The sequence below is a fragment of the Pseudomonas sp. GW821-FHT02A11 genome (assembly GCF_059421985.1).
Genome location: NZ_JBWKWB010000004.1, coordinates 132,407 through 153,190, shown reverse-complemented (window position 1 = coordinate 153,190; position 20,784 = coordinate 132,407). Strand labels below are relative to the sequence as shown.

The window sequence follows — 20,784 nt, the reverse complement described above, 5'->3', positions numbered from 1 at the left end:
GGAGGTTACGACGGTGGCGAAGGCGATGTGTCAGACAGGACGCTTTCGCCACTGTCGTAACCTCCAGAAGCTTACAGGTACAGTGTTGGTTCTCTGGAATACCTGCGGTCAGTGAGTGCCGGGATTGGCCTTCAGATACGCGACCTTCTCCTGCAACCCCGCCCACTGCGGCTCATTCGGCGCGAACCGGTTGCGCAAGTACGCGGCCAGGTCGCTGATCTGCGTGTCGCTCAAACTGTCCTTGAACCCCGGCATGTAGCCCAGATCCCGCGTTGCCGGGTTGGAAATCCCCTGTTGAATCACCTTGATCAGGTTATCCGGCAGCGCGCTGTGCACGTTGGTATTGCTCGCCAGTGAAGGGCTGACACCAAACAGTTTCGGCCCAAGACCGTCGGCGTGACAGCCCTGACACGACCCCTCGAACACCCGCTGACCGTTGCTCAACGCCTGCGCCGTGACACTCGGTTGCGGGACAGCAACGGGTGTGGAGGGTGAAGCAGTCGATGGCGCCGCATCGGCCGAGCCGTTCAGCGAAGCCAGGTACACCGCCATTGCCCGCACGTCCGACTTCGGCAGTTTCGACAGCTCCGAGACCACCGGCCCCATCGGCCCCGCCGCCACGCCGTGGGCATCGGAATAGCCCGTGCTCAGGTAGTTGAACAGCTGGTCTTCGGTCCACGGCGTCGGCGACTTCGACAGGCTGTTGAGGGCTGGCGCCTCCCAGCCGTCGACCATGCCGCCCGCGAGAAACGACGCCCCGCCTTTCTCCGCGCCCATCACATTGCGCGGCGAATGACAGGCCGCGCAGTGCCCGAGCCCGTTGACCAGATACTGCCCGCGATTCCACTGGGCACTCTGCTCAGGCTTGGCCTGCACCTCGCCCTTGCGCAGAAACAACGCGTTCCAGCCCGCCATCAACGGCCGCATGTTGAACGGGAACTGCATGTCGTTGGCTGGCTGCACCTGTTTGACCGGGGTTTGCGACATCAGGTACGCATACAGCGCCTGCATGTCGGCATCGTCGATGTTGCGAAAGGCCGTGTAGGGAAACGCCGGGTACAGGTGTTTGCCATCGCGACGGATGCCGTCACGCATCGCCCGTTCGAACGCAGGATAGGACCAGTTACCGATGCCGGTCTCCGGGTCTGGCGTGATGTTGCTGCTGTATAAGGTGCCGAATGGGGTTTGCATGGCCAGGCCGCCCGCGTTCTGTACCCCGCCAGGCGCGGTGTGGCAGACCGCGCAATCCCCTGCCGATGCCAGCAGTCGCCCACGTTCAAGGGTTGCTGCCGACCAGGTGCCGGCACTGGGCGGCGCGATCGGCGCGATTTCGGCGCGCCAGGGCAACGCCGTTGCGGCCATGCCCAACACCGCACCAAAGGCGGCGAACAGCGTACCAAACAGCCATTTCGAGCGCTTGGCCTTGGGCGACTCGGGCGGGGTGCTGTTGGCATCGTCGCCTGCGGTTTTCAACGCCGCCAACACACGTTCGGCGGTGATCGGCAGCTCGCGGAAACGAATACCGGTGGCGTCATAAATCGCGTTGGCAATCGCCGCTGCGCTAGGCACCGAGGCTGATTCTCCCGCGCCCATGGGCGGTTCGGCCTGGCGCGGCATCATCATCACGTCGACCTTGGGCACCTCGGGAAAGGTCAGGATCGGATACCCGCCCCACTCCTTGCTGGCGATGGTCGACTCCTCGAACGTCACCCGCTCCTTGAGCACGCGGCTGGTGGACTGAATCACGTTGCCGTGGATCTGATGTTGCACGCCAGCCGGGTTGACCATCATCCCGGCGTCATGGCCGATCACCACCCGCGTCACCGAAACATCGCCGGTGTGCTTGTCCACCGCCACGTCCGCGACCCAGGCCGCCCACGCCGCGCCAAAGCCTGGGAATTTGCTGTGGATGTAACGGGCATAGGCAAACCCGCGCCCTCGCAGCACGCCGTCTTCTTCGGGGGTCTGCATCGGCCGGGTGCGTGGCGACCAGTCGGCGCGCGCAGCGGTGGCGCGCACCAGTTCCGAGGCGCGCTCGTCGTGCAGATAACGCAGGCGGTATTCCACTGGATCAACGCCCGCGGCGAAGGCCAGTTCGTCGATGTAGGACTCGTGGGCAAACGTGTTGGGCAAGGCCGACACACCGCGCATCCACGACGCGCGGACAATCGGCGCCATGTCGTTGATGGTCACGCGCATGTGCTCGAAATCGTAGGGCGGGATCGACGTGCGGTCGCCCATTTCGAACATCACTGCCACCGGATCGACCCGCCCGGTGAGCAGCAGCGCCAGGGTCGGCGAGTTGTTGGAGGGGTAGCTGGTGGTGAAGTCGTAACCGGCCACGCCGCCTTCGGCAGTCAGGCCGCCGTCGACTTCCATCAGTTGCGCGGTACCTTTTGGTTCCCACGCGTGCTCCTGCTCACGGGTCAGTTGCACGCGCACCGGCAGGCCGACCGCGCGGGACAGCAACACCGCGTCGGCGCACACGTCATCGGCGCAGTTGCGCCCATAGCACCCCGCCGCTTCCATGCGGATGATCTCGATTTGCTCTTCAGGGTACTCCAGCAACCAGGCGATATCGGCGCGCAGCATGTGGGGATTTTGCGTGCCGGACCAGATGCGAATGCCGTCGTCTCTGTAGTCTGCCAGCCCACAGGAAGGTCCGATGGAGCCGTGAATCTGGTAGGGCCACAGATAGGTGCGGGTCATCCGTTCGCTGGCGGTGTTCAGCGCTTCGTCGACGTTGCCCTTGTCCAGCACCACGCGCTGCACCTTGGGGTTGTCACGAATGGCTTGCTCGACATCGCTCATGTCCGGCAATTGATGCTGCCACGGCTTCCAGGTGACTTTCAGCGCGTTCGCCGCCTTGGCTGCCTGCTCCTCGCGCATCGCCACCACGCCGACGAAATCGCGAATCACCACCACGCGGACGATGCCGGGAATGTGGGCGATGGAGGATTCGTCCACTTCCAGCAGGCTGGTGCCGACGAACTCGCCTGTGTCATAGCCCGCATAGGGCGGGCGAACGACCCGCCCGTGGAGCATGTCGGGCAGGCGCATGTCGTGAACGTAGGTCAATTCCCCGGTGGCCTTGCCCGGAATGTCGACCCGTTGTGCGACCGTGCCCACCAGCTTGTAATCTTCGAGACGCTTGAGCGGTGCGTCGCCGGAAATACGCAGCTCGATGTGCTGGTCGACGATTAACTCGCCGAAGGTCGCAGTGCGCCCGTCCGGCGCCTTGATCACGCCGTTTTCGATGATCAGCGACTCTGCGTCGACCGCCCAGCGTTCAGCGGCTTCCTTTAATAGATAGCGTCGGGCTTCGGCCGCAGCGTTGCGCAGGGGAATCGCGGAAATCTGCAAGGTCGCGCTGGCGATGGTCGCGCCCTGATTCGGCGCCCGCTCCGTATCGCCCAGGACCATGGTCACCTGATCCATGCGCAGGTCGAGTTCTTCGGCGACGATCTGCGCAAGAGAGGTGCGAATGCCGGTGCCGAGATCGACATGACCGTTGAAGGCGTAGACGCGGTTGTCCTCATCGATGGCGATGAACAGCCCCAGTTCCTTGGGCTTGACCGTCGGCGTGCCGCCTTTGGCGACGGGACCGGACGGCGGCAGGATGTCATCGACGACGAGCAGGACGCCGTTTTTGGCCAGGAAGGAATCGCGGGTGGGCGTGGTCTGGGTCATGAGGGCATCCGGTTCAAAGCGGGTGACGGGCGGCCCGCATGACCGCGCGCAAGATTTCAATGTGAGTGCCGCAACGGCAGAGGTTGGCTGACAGCTCATTGCGGATTTCGGCCTCGCTGGGGTGCGGGTTGCGGTCGAGCAAGGCCTTGGCGGTCATGATCATGCCGTTCATGCAGTAGCCGCATTGCGCAGCCTGCTCGGCGATGAACGCCTGTTGCACCGGGTGCGGGCACTCGCGCGAGCCAATGCCCTCCAGCGTAGTGATCTCCCGCCCCTCGGCGCCGGCCAGCGGAAACACGCACGAACGCGCCGCCACCCCGTCGATGATCACCGTGCACGCGCCGCACTCCCCCAAGCCACAGCCGTATTTCGGGCCGTTGAGCTGCAGGTCGTTGCGCAGAATCAGTAACAGCGGGGTGTCCGCCATGGCCGTGACGGACGAGGCCTGACCGTTGACCTGAAGGGTCACGGTCTTCTCCCCCGCCACCTGCTGCTCGCTCATATCGCGTTCCCCATCTGTTACCCACCGTCTCGGACTTTTGGTGAAGTGGTTACTTCATGAAAAGAGAGCAGGAAGCGTGCCAGTGGGGAAATGGCTGTAAGACGGCGAAGTTTGTCGTGCAGGAATGGAGGTCAAACTGTGGGAGGGAATTCATTCGCGAGGGACCAGTACATCCGATAGAGATATACCGCCTGGCTAATTTTTCGCGAATGAATTCGCTCCCACAGGAGGGACACAGCGCAGGGACGTTTGAACGCGGAAATTATTCTTCCGGCTCATCAATCAGTTTGCGCAGCAAAAACAACACCGCTACGCGTTCGGCGGGGTTGAGCTTGCTCAGGGTGATCTCGCTGATCTGCGCCGCGCGAGGCACGGTTTCCTGCACCAATTGGAGGCCGCTGTCGGTGAGGCTGCAGATGACCTTGCGCCGGTCCTGCGGGTCCGGGTCCAGGCTGATCAGGTCGCGGGCCTTGAGCCGGTCGACGATGCCGCGAATGGTGGCCTGATCCACCGCAGTGGCCTTGACCAGTTCGGTCTGCGAGCTGGGGCCGTGATCGCGCAAGGCGCAGAGGGTGACGAACTGCACCGCGGTGAGCTGCGAATCGCCAACGTTCTGCTGAAAAATCGCCAGATGCCGCTGGTAGGCCTTGCGCAGCAAATGGCCGACCTGCTCGGAAAAGGTGTAAGACTGATCGTTGTTGTTGGGGTTGTCAGTGGACACGGATGACTCGTTCGGCGGGCTTGGGGAAGTGGTGGGTACATTAACGGTTGCAGCAGGTTAAGGGGAGTCTCAAGCCCCACCCGGATCAAAACTGTGGGAGCGAATTCATTCGCGAGAGGCCAGTACATTCAATAGAGATGTATTGCCTGGCAAATTTTTCGCGAATGAATTCGCTCCCACAGAATAAACGCTGGATCTTGAGCCGATATCCGTCAGGCCTTCGAGGCCTCCGGAGCCACCACATCCCCGCCCAGCACCACCGCCAGGTCATCCAGATAGATATCGCAATGGCGCAGCGGAATGTCCAGATGGCACGGCGTTTTGCGCTTGCCGCCCACTTCGGTATTCGGCCCGGTGGAGAACAGGAAATTGCCGTAGAACGCCCGGGCGTCCATGCACATGCCGTCGTTCTTGTCGTGCAGGCCCATCGCCGTCCACTGCGCACGCGGTTGCAGGCCCCAGCCGATGTGGGAGATGCCGTACACCTCAGGGTCGTTGAAATACTTCATGTAATCGCGCAGGTATTCGGCCTCGAAACCGCCGTGAATATGGGTGATGAAGCCCTTTTCGATCTCCAGAGTGATCTGCTCGCGGGAGTAGGTCTTGAACGGCAGCACGATGTCGCCGACGTCGATGACCAGCGTGCCCTCGGCGGTTTCTTCGTTGGGCCAGGAGAACAGAAAGCCGCTTGGCCAGTGGTCCCAACGCCCAGGCTCATCGGCGAAACCGTACTCGGTGACTGAAGGATACTGCCCCAGCTGCGCACGGAAATCGCTGCCTGCGCGGGACTTCACGTGGATTGAACGCGCGCCTTTGAGCACCTGTTCGGCCGCCAGCACACGTTCTTTGTCGGCCAGGGTCGGCAGCATCCGCGCCAGCACTTCCGGGGGCTCGACCGCCAGCAGAATGCGCGTGCCGGTCTTGAGGATCTGCTCCTGCTCCGGAGAGTGCAGCAGCATCATCGTATCGACGATCAGGTCCGCCGCTTCCAACGCTCTTTGCGCGGCAAGATTGCCGGTCAGCGCGGTATCGCCGCAGTAAGCGGTCATGTCATTGCCCATGGCCTTGGGGTGATTGAACGACGGCAATTCCACCGCATACACCTTGGCCCCCAGGCGCTGCGCGGCGTCCATCGCGGCGCGAACCGTGCGCGCATCGGAGTAATGGCTCTTGAGCACGGCAACGCTCTGGGTCGTGTCGACTTTCGACAGTTTCAGTACGTGTTCGAACATCTGGGTCAATTCGCAATCGCTAACCGGCATCTCTCGTCTCCTCGTCATCCGGGCGGGTTCATCAACCCAACCCACATGCACCACTGAAAGGCATCGCGCTTCAGACTAGTGCATTTTTTACAGCGTATACACTAATTAAAAGCGATAAGACATCAATTGAAGGTGGTCTGCAATAGGCACGCCAGTTTGTTACCCGTGGACACACACCACGTAAATTTGGGGTTACAAAGGGTGACATGCCTGTTTACGACGTCGGACGGTCTTTTTTGAAATACCTATTCACATTTCAAAAAATGAGCGTATACACTCTAAAAACGCAAAACGGCGTCGACTTGATTCGCCAGCCGTTCATCCAGAACTCTCGAAACACGAAGGAAAGCGCGCCATGTCCATTACGCAAAAAATCGCCATCGTCGGAGCCGGTCTGGGTGGCGCAGCCGCCGCCACGCTGCTGCAGAAAGCAGGCTTCCAGGTCGATGTCTACGAGCAAGCGCCGGAGTTTTCGCGCATCGGTGCCGGGATCCACATGGGTCCGAACATCATGAAAATCTTTCGCCGCATGGGCATCGAGCAGCCACTAAGCGACATGGGCTCGCACCCGGACTTCTGGTTCAGCCGCGACGGCGCCACCGGTGACTATCTGTCGCGCATCGCCCTGGGCGAGTTCTCCCGCAAGGAATATGGCGCGGCCTACATCACGGTGCATCGCGGCGACCTGCACGCGCTACAAATGTCGACCCTGGCGCCAGGCAGCGTGCACTTCAGCAAGTGCCTGACCACCCTGGAAGAACGCGACAACGGCGTGCGCCTGAACTTTGCCGACGGCACCCACGCCGATGCCGACATCGTGATCGGTGCCGACGGCATCAACTCCAAGATCCGCGAAGAGCTGCTGGGCTTCGAGAAACCGCTGTACAGCGGCTGGGTCGCTCACCGCGCACTGATTCGCAGCGACGTGCTGACCAAGTACAACCTGGATTTCGAAAACTGCGTCAAATGGTGGAGCGAGGATCGTCACATGATGGTCTACCACACCACCGGCAAGCGCGATGAGTACTACTACGTCACCGGCGTGCCGCACCCGGCGTGGGATTTTGACGGTAACTTCGTCGCAAGCAGCCAGGCCGAGATGTATGAAGCCTTCGCCGGTTACCACCCCACCGTGCAGGCGCTGATCGAATCCACCGAGAGCGTGACCAAGTGGCCGCTGCTCAACCGCAACCCGCTGCCGCTGTGGAGTCGTGGTCGTCTGGTGTTGCTGGGCGATGCCTGCCACCCGATGAAACCGCACATGGCTCAAGGCGCCGGCATGGCCATCGAAGACGCCGCGATGCTGACCCGCTGTCTGCAGGAAACCGGCATCAGCGACTACCGCACTGCCTTTGAACTCTACGAAGCCAACCGCAAGGAGCGCGCCTCTCGCGTGCAGGCCGTGTCCAACGCCAATACCTGGCTGCGCACCCAGGAAGATCCGGCCTGGGTTTATGGCTACGACCTCTACGCCCAACCGCTGAAATCGGGGGTGGCTGCGTGAGCACCTTCATTCAGGGCGGCAACGTGGCAGCCAACGGCATCCGTCAGCATTACCTGCGCTACGGCGGCACCCAACACGCCGGCAAACCGGCGCTGATCCTGATTCCAGGCATCACGAGCCCGGCGATCACCTGGGGGTTCGTCGCCGAGCGTTTGGGCCTGTCCTTCGACACCTACGTGCTGGATGCCCGTGGTCGCGGCCTGTCGTCTACCGGGCCCGATCTGGATTACAGCGTCGACACCTGCGCCGACGACATCAGCGCCTTTGCTGCGGCAATGGGTATCGAGAGTTATCACTTGGTGGGGCATTCCATGGGCGCGCGTTTCGCCGCGCGGACCTCGGTGCGCAACGCCCGCGGCCTGAAAAGCCTGGTGCTGATCGACCCGCCGGTGTCCGGCCCGGGTCGTCGCGAGTACCCGTCGAAACTGCCGTGGTATGTGGATTCGATTCGCCAGGCGCAGACCGGCATGAGCACCGACGACATGCGCGCGTTCTGCCCGACCTGGACCGAGGCGCAACTGCAGCTGCGCGCCGAATGGCTGCACACCTGCTTCGAGCCGGCCATCGTGCGCGCCCTCAACGATTTCCATGAGGTGGATTTCCATCAGGACCTGCCGAAACTTCCGGTCCCTGCCCTGCTCATCGTCGCAGGACGCGGTGGGGTGATTCAGACAGAAGACGAAGCCGAGATCCGACAGTTGCAGCCGAACATTCTGATAGCCCGGGTCGAGAATGCCGGGCACATGATTCCCTGGGACAACCTGCCGGGATTCTTTGCGGCGTTTGGGGATTTTCTGGGTGCGCCATTGAGCTAACGCCAGACGCAGATGACCTGTAGGAGCGCGCTTGCCCGCGATGGCGTCGTGTCAGTCGACATAGATGCGCCGCGCAGACCTCAATCGCGGGCAAGCGCGCTCCTACGGGTCGTTCGCCAGATTTCAGATCGAACGCCTGGTTCAAGCCGTGCCTTAAAAGGAGAACGCAATGACTGAACACCAAAGCGCCGACGCCAACTACCAGGGCGTGTGGGGCAACCGCATCGGTTTCGGGCAGAAACCGGCGCTGTTGATGATCGATTTCATGCAGGGCTACACCCAACCCGGCGCGCCGCTGTTCGCACCGGGGGTGGTCAGTGCCGTGGCCGAGAGCGTCGAGTTGCTGGCCTGTGCGCGGCAGCAGGGAATCCCGGTGGTGCACACCAACATCCGCTACCACCCGACGCATTTCGCCGACGGCGGTATCTGGGTGAAAAAGGCGCCGGTGATGAAGGACATGGTCGAGGGCAACCCCCTGGCGGCGTTCTGTGAACAAGTGCTGCCGCTGCCCGAGGAAGTGGTGATCAGCAAGCAGTACGCCAGTTCGTTCTTCGGCACCTCGCTGGCATCGATGCTGCACGCTCAAGGGATCGACACGGTGGTGCTGGCCGGTTGCTCGACCAGCGGCTGCATCCGGGCCACAGCCGTGGATGCGGTGCAGCACGGGTTTCGGACCATCGTGGTGCGCGAATGCGTCGGCGACCGCCACCCCGATCCCCATGAAGCGAACCTGTTCGACATCGACAGTAAATATGGCGATGTGGTGAGTAAGCAGGAGGCCATCAGCCACTTCAACAAATGACGTCAAGCTCGGCCCTAACCTGTGGGAGCGAATTTATTTGCGAAAAGGGTTCAGACGCAGGAGATGTGTCGGTCACGCCACCGTCTCGCGAATGAATTCGCTCCCGCAGGGGTCAGGCGATCAACAGACTGATCGCAGTACGCGTCACCGGCCGAAACGGATGTTCAGTCGGCAGAACCAGGCCAAAGAGCGCTGGTCGCGCAGCTTCGAATGCGCACACAACTGGACGGCGGACACCGCCCAGTCTTCTGACACTGCCTTTGGAAGTCGCCATCCGGTGCTTGCCAAAGTACTTGATGTGCGGCAAACAAAAACCACAACAGGCCGTATGAGAACGCAGCAAACGCAGGCAAGATCAGCCGCAGCCGCGCTCACCGGTCGAAGAACCGCCAGGAGACACCCATGCCCTCTGCGAATGTAGAAACCGCCGCGACAGACGCCGCGGACCCGATCAAAGCGCTGTACCACAAGATCACCTGCAAGCTCATTCCATTCCTGTGTTTCTGCTACCTGGCTGCCTATCTGGACCGCATCAACATCGGCTTCGCCAAGCTGCAGATGCTCGATCAGCTGCACTTCAGCGAAACCGCGTTCGGCCTGGGCGCCGGGCTGTTTTTCGTCGGTTACATCCTGTTCGAGGTGCCCAGCAACCTGGTGCTGGAAAAGGTCGGGGCGAAGATCTGGATCGCGCGGATCATGATCACCTGGGGCCTGCTCTCGATCTGCACCCTCTTCGTCAGCACGCCGATGCAGTTCTACGTGCTGCGCTTCTTCCTCGGGGCGGCCGAAGCAGGGTTCCTGCCTGGGGTGCTGTTTTACCTGACCACATGGTTCCCCACCTACCGTCGCGGGCGCATCATCGCGCTGTTCATGATCGGCCTGCCGCTGTCCAGCGTCATCGGCGGCCCGCTGTCGGGCTGGATCATGGGCCACTTCGATCTGGCGGCAGGCCTGCGCGGCTGGCAGTGGCTGTTCCTCATCGAGGGCATTCCCAGTGTCCTGCTCGGCGTGCTGACCTTCTGGGCCCTGCCGAACGCGCCGAAAGACGCCAAGTGGCTGAACAGCACCGAACAGACGTTGCTCGAAGGGGAGCTGCGTCTGGACGACGCCGAGGGCAAGGACAGCAAGCACAGCTTCCGCGACGGGTTCTTCAACCTGAAAGTGTGGATGCTCGGCGGTATCGACTTTTCGATCCTGCTCAGCGCCTACGCCATGGGCTTCTGGATGCCGACCTTCATCAAGAATGCCGGGGTCACCGACACCTTTCATATCGGCGTGCTGACTGCACTGCCCAGCGTCGCCGCGCTGATCGGCATGCTGATGATCGGCGCCAGTTCCGACCGCCGCCGCGAACGCCGCTGGCACATCATCGTGCCGTTCTGGATCGGCGCCGTGGCCATGGCCACCAGCCCGTTCTTCACCCATAACGTGGTCGTGACCGTGGTGCTGTTCGCCATCGCTTCGGCCGCGATCATCGGCGCCGTGCCAGTGTTCTTCAGCCTGCCCGCAACCTTTCTCAAGGGTCGCGCGGCGGCCACCGGGTTTGCGTTGGCGTGCTCGCTGGCCAACATCGCGGGGCTGGTGAGCAACTCGATGATGGGCATCGCCATTGACGTCACCGGCAGCAGCGCGGGGGCGCTGTGGTTCTTCGCCGGATGCCTGGTGTTAAGCAGTTTGTTGGTGGTGGCGTTGCCGGCGAAGTTGGTGAATCGGTAAACAAAGCCAAGACTCGACACGGTCTGGCTTCTGGCCGCAGGCCTTAGGCGTCAGGCTTGCCGACGATCTGCCGCTGCGTGGCAGATCGCTTGCAAGCAAAGCTCTTACGGCCTTCGGCCAGAATCGACTGCAGACTGCGACCTTCATCCAATAACAACCATGGAACGAACCCTCCCATGCAGGCATTCCTCAAACGCTGCGCCCTGGCCCTCACCCTGGGCCTGTCCGCCACCTCGCTGTCGGCAGCAGAAAAGGTCATCTTCGACACCGATTTCAACGTCCTCAACGACGACGGCCAGGCATTCATCATGCTGGCGCAACTGCACGCACAAAAACGCATCGACCTCTTGGGCATGACCCTGGTCAGCGGCAACGCCTGGGTCGATCAGGAACAGGTCGACGCGCTTAAGGCCGTCGAACGCATGGGCGTGGAAAAAGAGATTGGCGTGTATTCCGGCGCGGCGTATCCGTTGCTGCATGACTTCGCCACCTACGAGCAGGAAAAGGCCCTGTTCGGCGCGGGCTGGCCGGGGGCGTTCAAAAACCCGCGTCCGACCTCATCTTCGCAGTTGGTTGCTCCGCCCGACGGCCTTGCGACCCACACAAAGCTGCGCAGTGAATCCGCTGCGCAGTTCATCGTCGACAGCGTGAAAAAGAACCCCCATGAGGTGACGATTCTCGCCGTTGGTCCGCTGACCAACATCGCCCTGGCGATCCGCAGCGCACCGGAAATCGTGCCGCTGATCAAGCGCATCGTGTACATGGGCGGCGCCATCGAGATCCCTGGCAATACGACTCCCGCTGCGGAATTCAACTGGTGGTTCGACCCGGAAGCCGCAAAAATCGTCCTGCGTTCGTCCATCGAACACGTGATTTTCCCGAACGATGTGTGCGAAAAAGTCATCTTCGACGCCTCGGTGTACAAGCGCATCGTCGCGCAAAAGGGTGTGATTCCAGACTTGTACAAAGTGGTGCTCGGCCCCGAGTTCGACAAGGACCCCAATCATCACAGCTTCACCTGGGACAGCCTGCCCGCGCTGTATCTGGTGCACCCGGAGCTGGTGACCGAATCGAAGGATGTGTGGGTCGATGTCGACGCCCACTTCGGCCCGGATTACGGCCGCTCCATGGGCTACAAGAAAGGCGCGCCGGTGGGCACGCAAAAGGCCAAGGTGGTGTATGCGGTGGATCAGAAGAAGTTCTGGGATGAGTACGTGAATCTGGTGACGCTGCCTGCGCCGGTGAAGCGTTGATCTGATGCGTTGAAACACCTCTGCAGTCCGGCCGGGAGGCGCTCCGTTTGCCGGCGGTAGCGTCCTCGAAACCGCTACCGCCGGCAAGCCGTGCCGCTACACAGACGAACGGCGCAGGCTCACCCCACCAGCGCAATCAACTGCTGGCGCTGCGCGTCGGTCATCAAACGCCCTCGCGCGGCGGCGGCGTTTTCCTTCATGTATTTGGGATTTCCCGTCCCCGGAATGGCGCAGGTCACCGCTGGATGGGAAATGAGAAACTTCAGCGCCAGTTGCGCCCAACTGCTGGCCTGCACCTCCCCCGCCCAGCCCGGCAACGGTTTGTCGCGCAGACGCCCGAGCAAACCACCCCCGCCAAACGGCCGGTTACAGATCACCGCCACCCCACGCTCGCGACACAGCGGCAGCAGGCGTGACTCCACCGCGCGGTCATCCAGCGCATAGTTGATCTGCAGGAAGTCCAGCTTCTCGGCCTTGAGCACCGCCTCCACCTCGTCGTAGGCCGAGGGCGTGTAATGGGTGACGCCGATGTAGCGGATGCGCCCCTGCTCCTTCCACTGACGCAGCGTCGGCAAATGGGTTTTCCAGTCCAGCAGGTTGTGGATCTGCATCAGGTCGATGCGGTCGGTCTGCAGCAGGCGGAAGGACTCCTCCATCTGCGCGATGCCCTCCTTCGCGCCACGGGTCCAGACCTTGGTGGCCAGAAACGCGGGCGAACGCGGCTGGTGAATCGACAGCAACTCCCCGGTGGTCCGCTCGGCACGGCCGTACATGGGTGAGCTGTCGATCACCGTGCCGCCCGCTTGAAGCAGCTCGTCGAGCACGTGGGGCAGCCGCTTGTACTCATCGCTGCCGGGGGCCACATCGAAACCGCGATAGGTGCCCACGCCGATCATCGGCAAGGCCTCGCCACTGGAAGGAATGTTTCGCGTGAGCATCGTGCGGTCTCCTGAGGGGTCGAGCGTTGCCAGTATAAAAGGCGAGCCTGAGCCCGCCGCTGCGGAGTCGAACGCCAGTGCCGCTGAAACCCCGGCCGCCAGGGTCAGCAGGCGCCTGCGGGTGAAGAGTGTCGGATCACTCATCGCGGATCTCCCGAACGGACAATGATGGATCGACCGCCCATGATCGGTATCGGTTCAACGGCTATTTCGTCCGCCAAGGCAATATCACGGGAACACCTGTCCTCGCCCATGCGTCACACCCTATGCACTGACCATGGAGACAACGAAATGAAGACCGTGATCACCCTGCAAGAACTCGCCGAAGCGGACCTGCGGCCGTACAAGGAAATCTGGCTCACGTCAGCACAAGCGCTGGCCGAAACTGGCCATAACGAAGACGAGCTGTGCCTGTGGCGCTCGGATGAAGCCTTCACCCACGACATGCTGAGCGAAGGCACCCATGACCAGAATCTGGTGGGTGTCTGGTTGGTGGTGGACAACATTGACGATCCGGTTGAAGTGCTGGACGTGGAAAACGACGTGCGACAGCGGCTGCAGACGTTAGAGCTCGGAGGTGAGTTTTATCCGGCGGAGGTGGGTGACGGGCATGCGTTTACGCGTTGAGTGTTCGCCACCACGAGACGTTGCGCATGACTGCAATCCCTGTGGGAGCGAATTCATTCGCGATGCGTAGGTCTATCCGACACATCGCTGGCAACCGAACCTTTTTTCGCGAATGAATTCGCTCCCACAGAAGAATTGTGGGGTTCCTGCCACCGGCGCCATCCGTCAGAGTAACTGGAAGACTATTGCGGGAAGTTCTGCGCCGACGTATAAATGAGCACCTACTCACTCATTACCAGATGTTTCCCATGGCCCGTCCGAAAAGCGAAGACAAACGCAACGCCCTGGTCGATTCTGCCCTGCGCGTATTCGCCGAACAGGGCCTGGGGGCGCCGACCTCGAAGATCGCCAAGGGCGCGGGGGTGGCGGAGGGCACGCTGTTCAATTACTTCGAGACCAAGGACGACCTGCTCAACCAAGTTTATCTGGAACTCAAGGCTCAGTTGCGCGACGTGATGATCCCCGGGTATCCAAAAGATAAAGACGTCAAATCCCGCCTGCAACACGCCTGGCACACCTACGTCGGCTGGGGCGCGGCAAACGCTGACAAACGCAAGGCCATGGCGCTGCTGATGATGTCCGATCGCATCACCGATGCGACCCGCGTCGCTGGCAGCGAAGCCTTCAACGACATCAGCGCCCTGCTCCATGAAGGCTCGTCCTGCAACGCCTTTCGCGATCAACCCCCGGCTTTCGCCGCCGCGATCATGCGCTCGCTGGCCGACACCACCATGGACTTCATGAGTAATGAGCCCGAGCACGCCGAGCGTTACTGCGAAGCGGGCTTTGTGGCGTTCTGGAATGCAATTGCAAGGGACTGATTTTTTTGACAAATAAATGAGTGATTACTTACTCACAACTTTACTCGCTACAGGAGAAACACCATGTCCAAAGTCTGGTTGATTACCGGAAGCGCCGCCGGCCTGGGTCGCAACATAGCCGAAGCTGTCCTGGCCTCGGGCGACCGCTTGCTCGCCGCCGCGCGCAACATCCAGCGTCTTGATGATCTGGTGGAGCGTTACCCGTCGCAGATCCTGCCCTTCGAACTGGATGTCACTGACTCTGCTGCTGCGAAGGCCGCCGTGCAGGCTGCGGTGGATAAATTCGGGCGTCTGGATGTGCTGGTCAATAACGCCGGTTTCGGGCACATGCTGCCCTTCGAACAAACCGAAGAAGCCGCCTTTCGCCTCGAGTTCGAGACTAACTTCTTCGGCGTGGTGAACCTGTGCCGCGCCGCCGTGCCGGTCATGCGTGAGCAGGGTTCGGGGCACATCATTCAGATTTCTTCGGTCGGTGGTCGCCTCGCCACACCGGGCATGACGGCCTACCAGTCGGCGAAATGGGCCGTGGGCGGTTTCTCGGATGTGCTCGCCACGGAAGTCAAACCACTGGGCCTGCACGTGACCACGCTGGAGCCGGGCGGTATGCGCACCCACTGGGCCGTACGCGCGCGGGGCCACGACACGCCGGTGATGCCCGCTTACGAGGCCAGCGTCGGAATGATGTTGGGGGTGCTGCGCAAAATCGCGGGCAACGAAAACAGCGATCCGGAGCGGGTGGCGCAGGTCGTGCTCAAGGTCGCGGCCCATCCACAGCCGCCGCTTCGACTGTTGCTGGGCAGCGACGCGCTGAAATATTTGACGCCCGTCGAAGCCGACCGCGCCGACACCGCCGGACGCTGGAAAGCCGTCAGCACCTCGGTGGATTTCAGCGCCACGGGGCCCGTGCCTGCGTTGCCGAACACCTGAAAAAATCTTACCCCTGTCGCAACACGGCTTGCCGGCAGCGGCGTCGATAAGATCGCATCTGTAGGCAAGCCGTGCTGTTACGGGCGGTTGACGATCGCTTTGTTACTTCTTCAACGCGTCATACGCCTCAAGCGCGTGCAGCGAGTAGATATAAGCCGCGCCAGCATTCAACGAAATGGCGGTGGCCAGGGCGGCCGCCACTTCTTCGCGGGTCGCACCGGCAGCGATGGCCGCTTCCGAGTGCGCGCCGATACAGCCGTCACAGCGGGTGGTGATCGCCACGGCGATGGAAATCAACTCGCGGGTCTTGGCGTCGAGCACATTGTTTTCGGCGGCGGCTTCGCCAAGGGTCATGTAGGCCTTGACCATTTTCGGATTGGATTTGGACAGCGAACCAAAGGATTTCTTGATGGTGGTAACGAGGTCGGGCCAGTTGCTGAACATGGTGGTATCTCCTGTGGGCGGCGACTAGACTGCGCCGGGAACACAAACAGTTTCCGCCAAGGGCGCTCGGGCGACTTGCTCGTTTGGCTCATTTCTTTGTCTGAAAATCGCATATGAACGCCATCGACACGCTCATCACTCTAGCCGAGGTTCGCGGCAGCCTTGACCTGCGCTGCCAGTTTCAGGGCGACTGGGCGCTGAACCATGACCAGATGGCCGACGGCATTGCGCCTTACCACATCGTGCTGGCTGGCGAGTGTCACGTGGAGCTGCCTGATGGCCGCCGCTTGACGCTGCGGGCCGGGGATATCCTCGTGCTGCCCAGCGGCATCGCCCACTTGTTGCTCAGTCGGGGCGAACGCGTTCCTCCCTCAAGCCCGAAAACGCAGACCGGCGGGCTGCTGACTGTGCAACGTTTTGGTGAAGGCGCAGAGCTGGACCTGCTGTGCGGGCAGTTTGTCTATCAGCGTGGGGCGATGGTGTTCTCGGCGATGCCCGACGCTCTGGTGATATCCACCCAGTCCCTCAGCCCCGAAGATCCCCTTCCCGCGCTGGTGGGACTGCTGCGCAGCGAAGTGGACGCCAATCAGCCAGGCGGCCAGTTCATGGTCAATGCCTTGACGTCGGCACTGTTCACCCTGGTGCTGCGCGCGCACCTGCAACAGTCGCCACAACACGAAGGCAGCCTGGCACTGCTCGGCGACCGACGCTTGGGCCGCGCCTGGCAAGCCATGCTGCAAAACCCGGCTCACCCATGGACCATCGAAGCGCTGGCGGAGCTGGCGAGCATGTCCCGCGCCACCTTCATGCGCGCCTTCGGCAAACTCAGCGGCAGCTCGCCCTGGACCCTGCTGACCGAAGTGCGCATGCAAATGGCCCACGGTCTGCTGACCCGGTCGCAAAGCGGTCTCAGCGACATCGCGGCCGAGGTCGGTTATCAGTCCCAGGCAGCGTTCAGCAAGGTGTTCAAGGAAACCTACGGCATGGCGCCGGGGCTGATGCGGCGCCAGCTTGAGGCCGACGCAAAGGTCAGACGCACATCCTTCAACCCGGCGCCTTCACTCCCAAGCGTTTCCACATCGGCTGAGTAATGCGCTGAGTGTTCTTGTACCCCGCCCACGGGTCGGCCTTGAGTTTGCGCAGGCGTTTGAGCAGGTTGCCGATGTTCCACTGGTTGGACGCCTTCAGGCTGGTCAGCTCCTCGCGGGTGACCGGCACGGACACTGGTAAACCGGGCCGGGCGCGGGCTGAGTAGGCGGCGACGGTGCTGGCGCCGCGGGTGTTACGCAGGTAATCGATGAAGATCTTGCCGACGCGGTTTTTCGGGCCGGACGTGGCTGTGAAACGCTCTGGCAGTTGTTGTGAAACGAACTGCGCCAGTGCCTTGGCGAAGGCCTTTACGGTCTCCCAATCCGCCTTGCGTGCCAGTGGCACGATGATGTGCATGCCCTTGCCGCCGCTGGTCTTGAGGTACGCGTCCAGCCCCAGTTCATCGAGCACCGAAAGCGTCAGCTGCGTGGCTTCGATCATGCTGCGCCAGGGCAAGGCCGGGTCCGGGTCGAGGTCGAGCACGAAATGATCCGGCAGCTCGATCTTGTCGTAGGTCGAGCCCCAGGTGTGCAACTCGATGGTGCCCATCTGCGCCGCGCCGACCAGCGCTTGCACGCTGTCGATTTCCATCAGCCGCGCGTGGCCGGGGTCGAGCTTGGGGTCCAGCTGCTTGATGTTGGGGATCGCCAGCCGGTCGGAATGCTTCTGGAAAAACTGCTCGCCCTCGACCCCCTCCGGGCAGCGCAACAGCGCCACAGGGCGATGATCCAGATGCGGCAGAATCCAGTCGGAAATCGATTCGTAAAAATGCGCCAGATCGATCTTGTGCAACCCGCTCTGCTTGTCGATCACTCGCTCTGGGTGGCTGATCAACACGCCCGCCACCTCGACCTTGTCCTTGACTGCGCGCTTGCTTGCCGGTCTGGCCTTCTCGCTCGGCGCGTCGGCTGTGGGCGCCTTGGCTTTGCTCGCCTTGGGCTTGAAAGGGGCTTTGATGTCTTTCGGCGTCCTGGGGTATTCGTGGACGACCTCGCTGGCGGGTTTGTCGCTGCGCAGCGCAACGAAGGCCGAGTGGCGAATAATGCCCTCGCGAGTCCACTCGCCGAATTCCACTTCGCCCACCAGCGTCGGCTTGATCCAGTGCACACCGCGAGCCTGGGCGCTGGTGAGTTTCTTGGCCAGCGGCGAGGCACCCTGCTCCAATGCTTTCATCTGCTGGAACATTTCATCGAGCATTTTCTGCTTGAAGCCCGTGCCCACACGGCCTGCGTACACCAGCCCGGCGCCCTCCTCGTTCACCGCCAGCAGCAAGGCGCCGAAGCCGCTACGCGAGCCTTGAGGTTTGGTGAAGCCGACGATGACGAACTCCTGGCGCTGTTTGCATTTGAGCTTGATCCAGTCCGGGCTGCGGCGGGACTGATACGCACTGCCGGCGCGCTTGCCGATCACGCCTTCAAGTGACAACGAGCAGGCGCTTTCGATGATGTCGCGATGGCTGGCGGAAAAGGCGTCGGAGAAACGCAGCAAACCCTTCTTTTGCTTACCCAATAGCTTTTTCAGCGCTGCGCGACGCTCTTCAACGGGCTTTTCGCGGATGTCCTCGCCATTGAGAAACGGCACGTCGAACAGGTAGTAAACGATGTCCTTGCTGCGGCCGATGTCGAAGGCATTCTGCAGCGCCTGAAAATCCGGCAACCCGGCGTCATTGAGTACCACTACCTCACCGTCGAGCCAGCCGTCACCCAGGTTGAGCTCGCTGATGGCCTTGGCCTGCAGGGGCAGACGCTCGGTCCAGTCATGGCCGTTGCGGGTGATCATGCGCACTTCGCCATCAAGAATGCGGGTCATGATCCGGTAGCCGTCGAACTTGATCTCGTACAGCCAGTCACCTTCGGGCGGCGCGTCCATCAGAATCGCCAGTTGCGGCGAAAGCTTTTCCGGAACGCCGGATTTCTTCGCCGCAACCTTCTTCGCGGTCTTGCTCGCCGGCTTGCGCTCGGCCACAGGGGCGGAGGCAGCGGCCTTGCGTTTTGGCGCCTTGGCTTGCGCTCGCCCCTCGCCCACCGTCGCGCCGCTGACCACGCTTTGTGGCTGGTCGGCGGCGATGTCGTACTCATCCGCCGAGCGCACGGCCTCGTCTTTTTCCTTGATCAGCAGCCACTGCTCCTTGTCGCCGCTGCCCGGCAAATGGGTCCGGACCAAGGCCCAGTCGCCGGTGAGTTTTTCGCCGATCAGGGTGAATTTGAGCTTGCCCGCCTTGTAAGTGGCGCGCGGGTCGCCATGGGGCTGCCAGATACCTCGGTCCCAGACGATCACATCGCCCGCACCGTATTGCCCCTCAGGAATGCTGCCCTCGAAACTGCCGTAACTAAGCGGGTGATCTTCGACATGCACCGCCAGGCGTTTGTTTTTCGGGTCCAGGCTCGGGCCTTTGGGTACAGCCCAACTCTTCAGGGTCCCGTCCAGTTCCAGGCGAAAGTCGTAATGCAAATTGCGCGCATCGTGCTTATGAATGACGAACGTCAGCGCCTTGCCTTTGCTGCCACGAGCCCGACCGGCTGTTTCGGGGGGCTCGGAAGTGATGTCGAAGTTGCGCTTGCGGGTGTACTCACTCACAGGTTTTGCCATGATCGATTCAACCTCTGCGCCTTGTTTCCAAGGGTCGGCTCAAAACAAGACGCCGTTTCTCAGGACGCCTTGGTCGTCTTTTTCCTTGCAGGGGCTCGCCGTTTGGCCGGGGCTACATCATCAGCGGCTGCGGTTTTGCTCTTGCCGGCAGGTTTGTTTTTGGCTGGGGCTTTGGCTGAATCGCCTCGGCTCCCCAGACTGCGTTTGAGCAATTCAGTCAGATCGATGACATCAGCGGATTTGCGCTCGGTCTCTCCGGCGTCGGTTTCCACATCTTCGATTTTGCCTTCCCGGGCCTTGGTCTCGACCAGCGCCATGATCTGGTCCTGGAACGTATCGCGATACTCTTCGGCGTCAGGCGACCAGTCGGTGCTCATGTCCTTGACCAGGCGCTTGGCCATGTCCAGCTCGCTCTTGCTGAGCTTCACATCGGTGGCTTCCTTGGGCAGGTCCAGCGTGTCGAGCCCGCGCACTTCGGCGGGCCAGCGCAGCAACACGAGGATGATCGCCGACTCCAGCGGCATCACAGCGGCCAGATGCTGGCTGGTGCGGATGACCACATGGGCCAGCGCGACTTTGCCGGTGTCCACCAGCGTCTGTCGTAGAAGAGCGTAGACCTTCTCGCCGCGCTTGTCGGGTGCAAGGAAGTACGGCGTGTCGATGTTTTGCAGCGGAATCTGCGCGCTGTCGACAAAACCGAAGATATCAATGGTCTGGGTCGACCTAGGGTGCGCGGCGCGGATTTCGTCCTCGCTGATTACCACATAGCGGCCCTTCTCGTACTGCACGCCCTTGACGATGTTTTCCTTGGTCATCTCCTTGCCAGTGACCTTATTGATGCGTTTGTAACCGACCGGGTCCATGCTGCGTTTGTCCAGCCAGTCAAAATCGACGCCCTGCTGCGACGTCGCCGACACTAACGCCACCGGGATGTGTACCAGCCCGAAGCTGATCGCGCCTTTCCATATTGCCCGAGCCATCGTGTTTATTCTCAAGGGGTGTGTAGAGCAGTGACCGGGGCGGATGAGGAAAAGTTTCGGCCGGGCGATAGGTGTGCATAGGCAGTGCAGCCATTCTTTTCATG

At 61.7% G+C, this 20,784-nt stretch carries 18 protein-coding genes; 9 read left to right on the top strand and 9 right to left on the bottom strand.

Going from position 1 to position 20,784, the window contains the following annotated elements; all coding sequences use genetic code 11:
* Window positions 1-108 precede the first annotated feature (108 nt).
* The 4 genes from AC07V9_RS08205 to AC07V9_RS08190 all read right to left on the bottom strand — a co-directional run bounded on the left by AC07V9_RS08205 (window position 109) and on the right by AC07V9_RS08190 (window position 6,175).
* On the bottom strand, window positions 109-3,690 hold the full coding sequence (locus tag AC07V9_RS08205; RefSeq protein ID WP_495015229.1) for a molybdopterin cofactor-binding domain-containing protein: 3,582 nt from the start codon (window positions 3,688-3,690) through the stop codon (window positions 109-111).
* A gap of 13 nt (window positions 3,691-3,703) precedes the next feature.
* Entirely contained in the window at window positions 3,704-4,192 is a 489-nt protein-coding gene (locus AC07V9_RS08200; RefSeq protein ID WP_495015228.1) for a (2Fe-2S)-binding protein, read from the bottom strand.
* 262 nt (window positions 4,193-4,454) lie between these two features.
* Complete coding sequence (locus tag AC07V9_RS08195) at window positions 4,455-4,913, bottom strand: MarR family winged helix-turn-helix transcriptional regulator (RefSeq protein WP_495015227.1); 459 nt, start codon at window positions 4,911-4,913, stop codon at window positions 4,455-4,457.
* Window positions 4,914-5,125: 212 nt separating this feature from the next.
* Window positions 5,126-6,175 carry a 2,5-dihydroxypyridine 5,6-dioxygenase gene (locus AC07V9_RS08190; protein ID WP_495015226.1) on the bottom strand — a complete coding sequence of 350 codons (1,050 nt, stop codon included), beginning with the start codon at window positions 6,173-6,175 and terminating at the stop codon, window positions 5,126-5,128.
* Between the two features lie 355 nt (window positions 6,176-6,530).
* Here AC07V9_RS08190 and AC07V9_RS08185 point away from each other — a divergent pair, with 355 nt between their 5' ends.
* From AC07V9_RS08185 to AC07V9_RS08170, 4 genes are all read left to right on the top strand, one after another.
* Window positions 6,531-7,679 (top strand): FAD-dependent monooxygenase, encoded by a 1,149-nt coding sequence (locus tag AC07V9_RS08185; protein ID WP_495015225.1) that lies wholly within the window; start codon window positions 6,531-6,533, stop codon window positions 7,677-7,679.
* Entirely contained in the window at window positions 7,676-8,494 is an 819-nt protein-coding gene (locus tag AC07V9_RS08180) for an alpha/beta fold hydrolase (RefSeq protein ID WP_495015224.1), read from the top strand. Before AC07V9_RS08185 ends, AC07V9_RS08180 begins: the two co-directional genes overlap by 4 nt.
* A 169-nt stretch (window positions 8,495-8,663) precedes the next feature.
* Complete coding sequence (locus AC07V9_RS08175; RefSeq protein ID WP_495015223.1) at window positions 8,664-9,296, top strand: N-carbamoylsarcosine amidohydrolase; 633 nt, start codon at window positions 8,664-8,666, stop codon at window positions 9,294-9,296.
* A 402-nt stretch (window positions 9,297-9,698) separates the two neighbouring features.
* Window positions 9,699-11,012, top strand: a complete 1,314-nt coding sequence (locus tag AC07V9_RS08170) for an MFS transporter (protein WP_495015222.1) — start codon at window positions 9,699-9,701, stop codon at window positions 11,010-11,012.
* A 43-nt stretch (window positions 11,013-11,055) separates the two neighbouring features.
* Here AC07V9_RS08170 and AC07V9_RS08165 read toward each other — a convergent pair whose 3' ends face one another.
* Window positions 11,056-11,190 (bottom strand): hypothetical protein, encoded by a 135-nt coding sequence (locus AC07V9_RS08165; RefSeq protein WP_495015221.1) that lies wholly within the window; start codon window positions 11,188-11,190, stop codon window positions 11,056-11,058.
* On the opposite strand from AC07V9_RS08165, the gene AC07V9_RS08160 reads away from it, so the two are divergent.
* Window positions 11,189-12,265: a nucleoside hydrolase gene (locus AC07V9_RS08160; protein WP_495015220.1), complete on the top strand. Its 1,077-nt coding sequence runs from the start codon at window positions 11,189-11,191 to the stop codon at window positions 12,263-12,265. The two genes, AC07V9_RS08165 and AC07V9_RS08160, sit on opposite strands and share 2 nt — an antisense overlap.
* Before the next feature lie 119 nt (window positions 12,266-12,384).
* On the opposite strand, the gene AC07V9_RS08155 is transcribed toward AC07V9_RS08160, so the two are convergent.
* Window positions 12,385-13,347, bottom strand: coding sequence for an aldo/keto reductase (locus AC07V9_RS08155; protein ID WP_495015219.1), 963 nt, complete (start codon window positions 13,345-13,347; stop codon window positions 12,385-12,387).
* A 147-nt stretch (window positions 13,348-13,494) separates the two neighbouring features.
* On the opposite strand from AC07V9_RS08155, the gene AC07V9_RS08150 reads away from it, so the two are divergent.
* The 3 genes from AC07V9_RS08150 (at window position 13,495) to AC07V9_RS08140 (ending at window position 15,578) form a co-directional block, all read left to right on the top strand.
* Complete coding sequence (locus AC07V9_RS08150; RefSeq protein ID WP_495015218.1) at window positions 13,495-13,830, top strand: hypothetical protein; 336 nt, start codon at window positions 13,495-13,497, stop codon at window positions 13,828-13,830.
* Between the two features lie 248 nt (window positions 13,831-14,078).
* Window positions 14,079-14,651, top strand: coding sequence for a TetR/AcrR family transcriptional regulator (locus AC07V9_RS08145; protein ID WP_495015217.1), 573 nt, complete (start codon window positions 14,079-14,081; stop codon window positions 14,649-14,651).
* Window positions 14,652-14,714: 63 nt separating this feature from the next.
* On the top strand, window positions 14,715-15,578 hold the full coding sequence (locus tag AC07V9_RS08140; protein ID WP_495015216.1) for an SDR family NAD(P)-dependent oxidoreductase: 864 nt from the start codon (window positions 14,715-14,717) through the stop codon (window positions 15,576-15,578).
* Between the two features lie 102 nt (window positions 15,579-15,680).
* On the opposite strand, the gene AC07V9_RS08135 is transcribed toward AC07V9_RS08140, so the two are convergent.
* Window positions 15,681-16,022: a carboxymuconolactone decarboxylase family protein gene (locus AC07V9_RS08135; protein WP_495015215.1), complete on the bottom strand. Its 342-nt coding sequence runs from the start codon at window positions 16,020-16,022 to the stop codon at window positions 15,681-15,683.
* Window positions 16,023-16,135: 113 nt separating this feature from the next.
* On the opposite strand from AC07V9_RS08135, the gene AC07V9_RS08130 reads away from it, so the two are divergent.
* Window positions 16,136-17,113, top strand: coding sequence for an AraC family transcriptional regulator (locus AC07V9_RS08130; RefSeq protein ID WP_495015214.1), 978 nt, complete (start codon window positions 16,136-16,138; stop codon window positions 17,111-17,113).
* On the opposite strand, the gene ligD is transcribed toward AC07V9_RS08130, so the two are convergent.
* Together ligD and ku are read right to left on the bottom strand one after the other, a co-directional pair.
* Entirely contained in the window at window positions 17,067-19,700 is a 2,634-nt protein-coding gene (gene ligD, locus AC07V9_RS08125) for a DNA ligase D (protein ID WP_495015213.1), read from the bottom strand. The genes AC07V9_RS08130 and ligD overlap by 47 nt on opposite strands.
* A 59-nt stretch (window positions 19,701-19,759) precedes the next feature.
* Entirely contained in the window at window positions 19,760-20,680 is a 921-nt protein-coding gene (gene ku / locus AC07V9_RS08120; RefSeq protein WP_495015212.1) for a non-homologous end joining protein Ku, read from the bottom strand.
* Window positions 20,681-20,784: the final 104 nt, after the last annotated feature.

What these genes read in the sequence shown, in the direction of transcription:
- AC07V9_RS08205 (WP_495015229.1), bottom strand. Translation starts at nt 3,690, where the DNA reads ATGACCCAGACCACGCCCACCCGCGATTCCTTCCTGGCCAAAAACGGC.
- AC07V9_RS08200 (WP_495015228.1), bottom strand. Translation starts at nt 4,192, where the DNA reads ATGAGCGAGCAGCAGGTGGCGGGGGAGAAGACCGTGACCCTTCAGGTC.
- AC07V9_RS08190 (WP_495015226.1), bottom strand. Translation starts at nt 6,175, where the DNA reads ATGCCGGTTAGCGATTGCGAATTGACCCAGATGTTCGAACACGTACTG.
- AC07V9_RS08185 (WP_495015225.1), top strand. Translation starts at nt 6,531, where the DNA reads ATGTCCATTACGCAAAAAATCGCCATCGTCGGAGCCGGTCTGGGTGGC.
- AC07V9_RS08175 (WP_495015223.1), top strand. Translation starts at nt 8,664, where the DNA reads ATGACTGAACACCAAAGCGCCGACGCCAACTACCAGGGCGTGTGGGGC.
- AC07V9_RS08170 (WP_495015222.1), top strand. Translation starts at nt 9,699, where the DNA reads ATGCCCTCTGCGAATGTAGAAACCGCCGCGACAGACGCCGCGGACCCG.
- AC07V9_RS08160 (WP_495015220.1), top strand. Translation starts at nt 11,189, where the DNA reads ATGCAGGCATTCCTCAAACGCTGCGCCCTGGCCCTCACCCTGGGCCTG.
- AC07V9_RS08165 (WP_495015221.1), bottom strand. Translation starts at nt 11,190, where the DNA reads ATGGGAGGGTTCGTTCCATGGTTGTTATTGGATGAAGGTCGCAGTCTG.
- AC07V9_RS08155 (WP_495015219.1), bottom strand. Translation starts at nt 13,347, where the DNA reads ATGAGTGATCCGACACTCTTCACCCGCAGGCGCCTGCTGACCCTGGCG.
- AC07V9_RS08150 (WP_495015218.1), top strand. Translation starts at nt 13,495, where the DNA reads ATGAAGACCGTGATCACCCTGCAAGAACTCGCCGAAGCGGACCTGCGG.
- AC07V9_RS08145 (WP_495015217.1), top strand. Translation starts at nt 14,079, where the DNA reads ATGGCCCGTCCGAAAAGCGAAGACAAACGCAACGCCCTGGTCGATTCT.
- AC07V9_RS08140 (WP_495015216.1), top strand. Translation starts at nt 14,715, where the DNA reads ATGTCCAAAGTCTGGTTGATTACCGGAAGCGCCGCCGGCCTGGGTCGC.
- AC07V9_RS08135 (WP_495015215.1), bottom strand. Translation starts at nt 16,022, where the DNA reads ATGTTCAGCAACTGGCCCGACCTCGTTACCACCATCAAGAAATCCTTT.
- AC07V9_RS08130 (WP_495015214.1), top strand. Translation starts at nt 16,136, where the DNA reads ATGAACGCCATCGACACGCTCATCACTCTAGCCGAGGTTCGCGGCAGC.
- ligD (WP_495015213.1), bottom strand. Translation starts at nt 19,700, where the DNA reads ATGGCAAAACCTGTGAGTGAGTACACCCGCAAGCGCAACTTCGACATC.
- ku (WP_495015212.1), bottom strand. Translation starts at nt 20,680, where the DNA reads ATGGCTCGGGCAATATGGAAAGGCGCGATCAGCTTCGGGCTGGTACAC.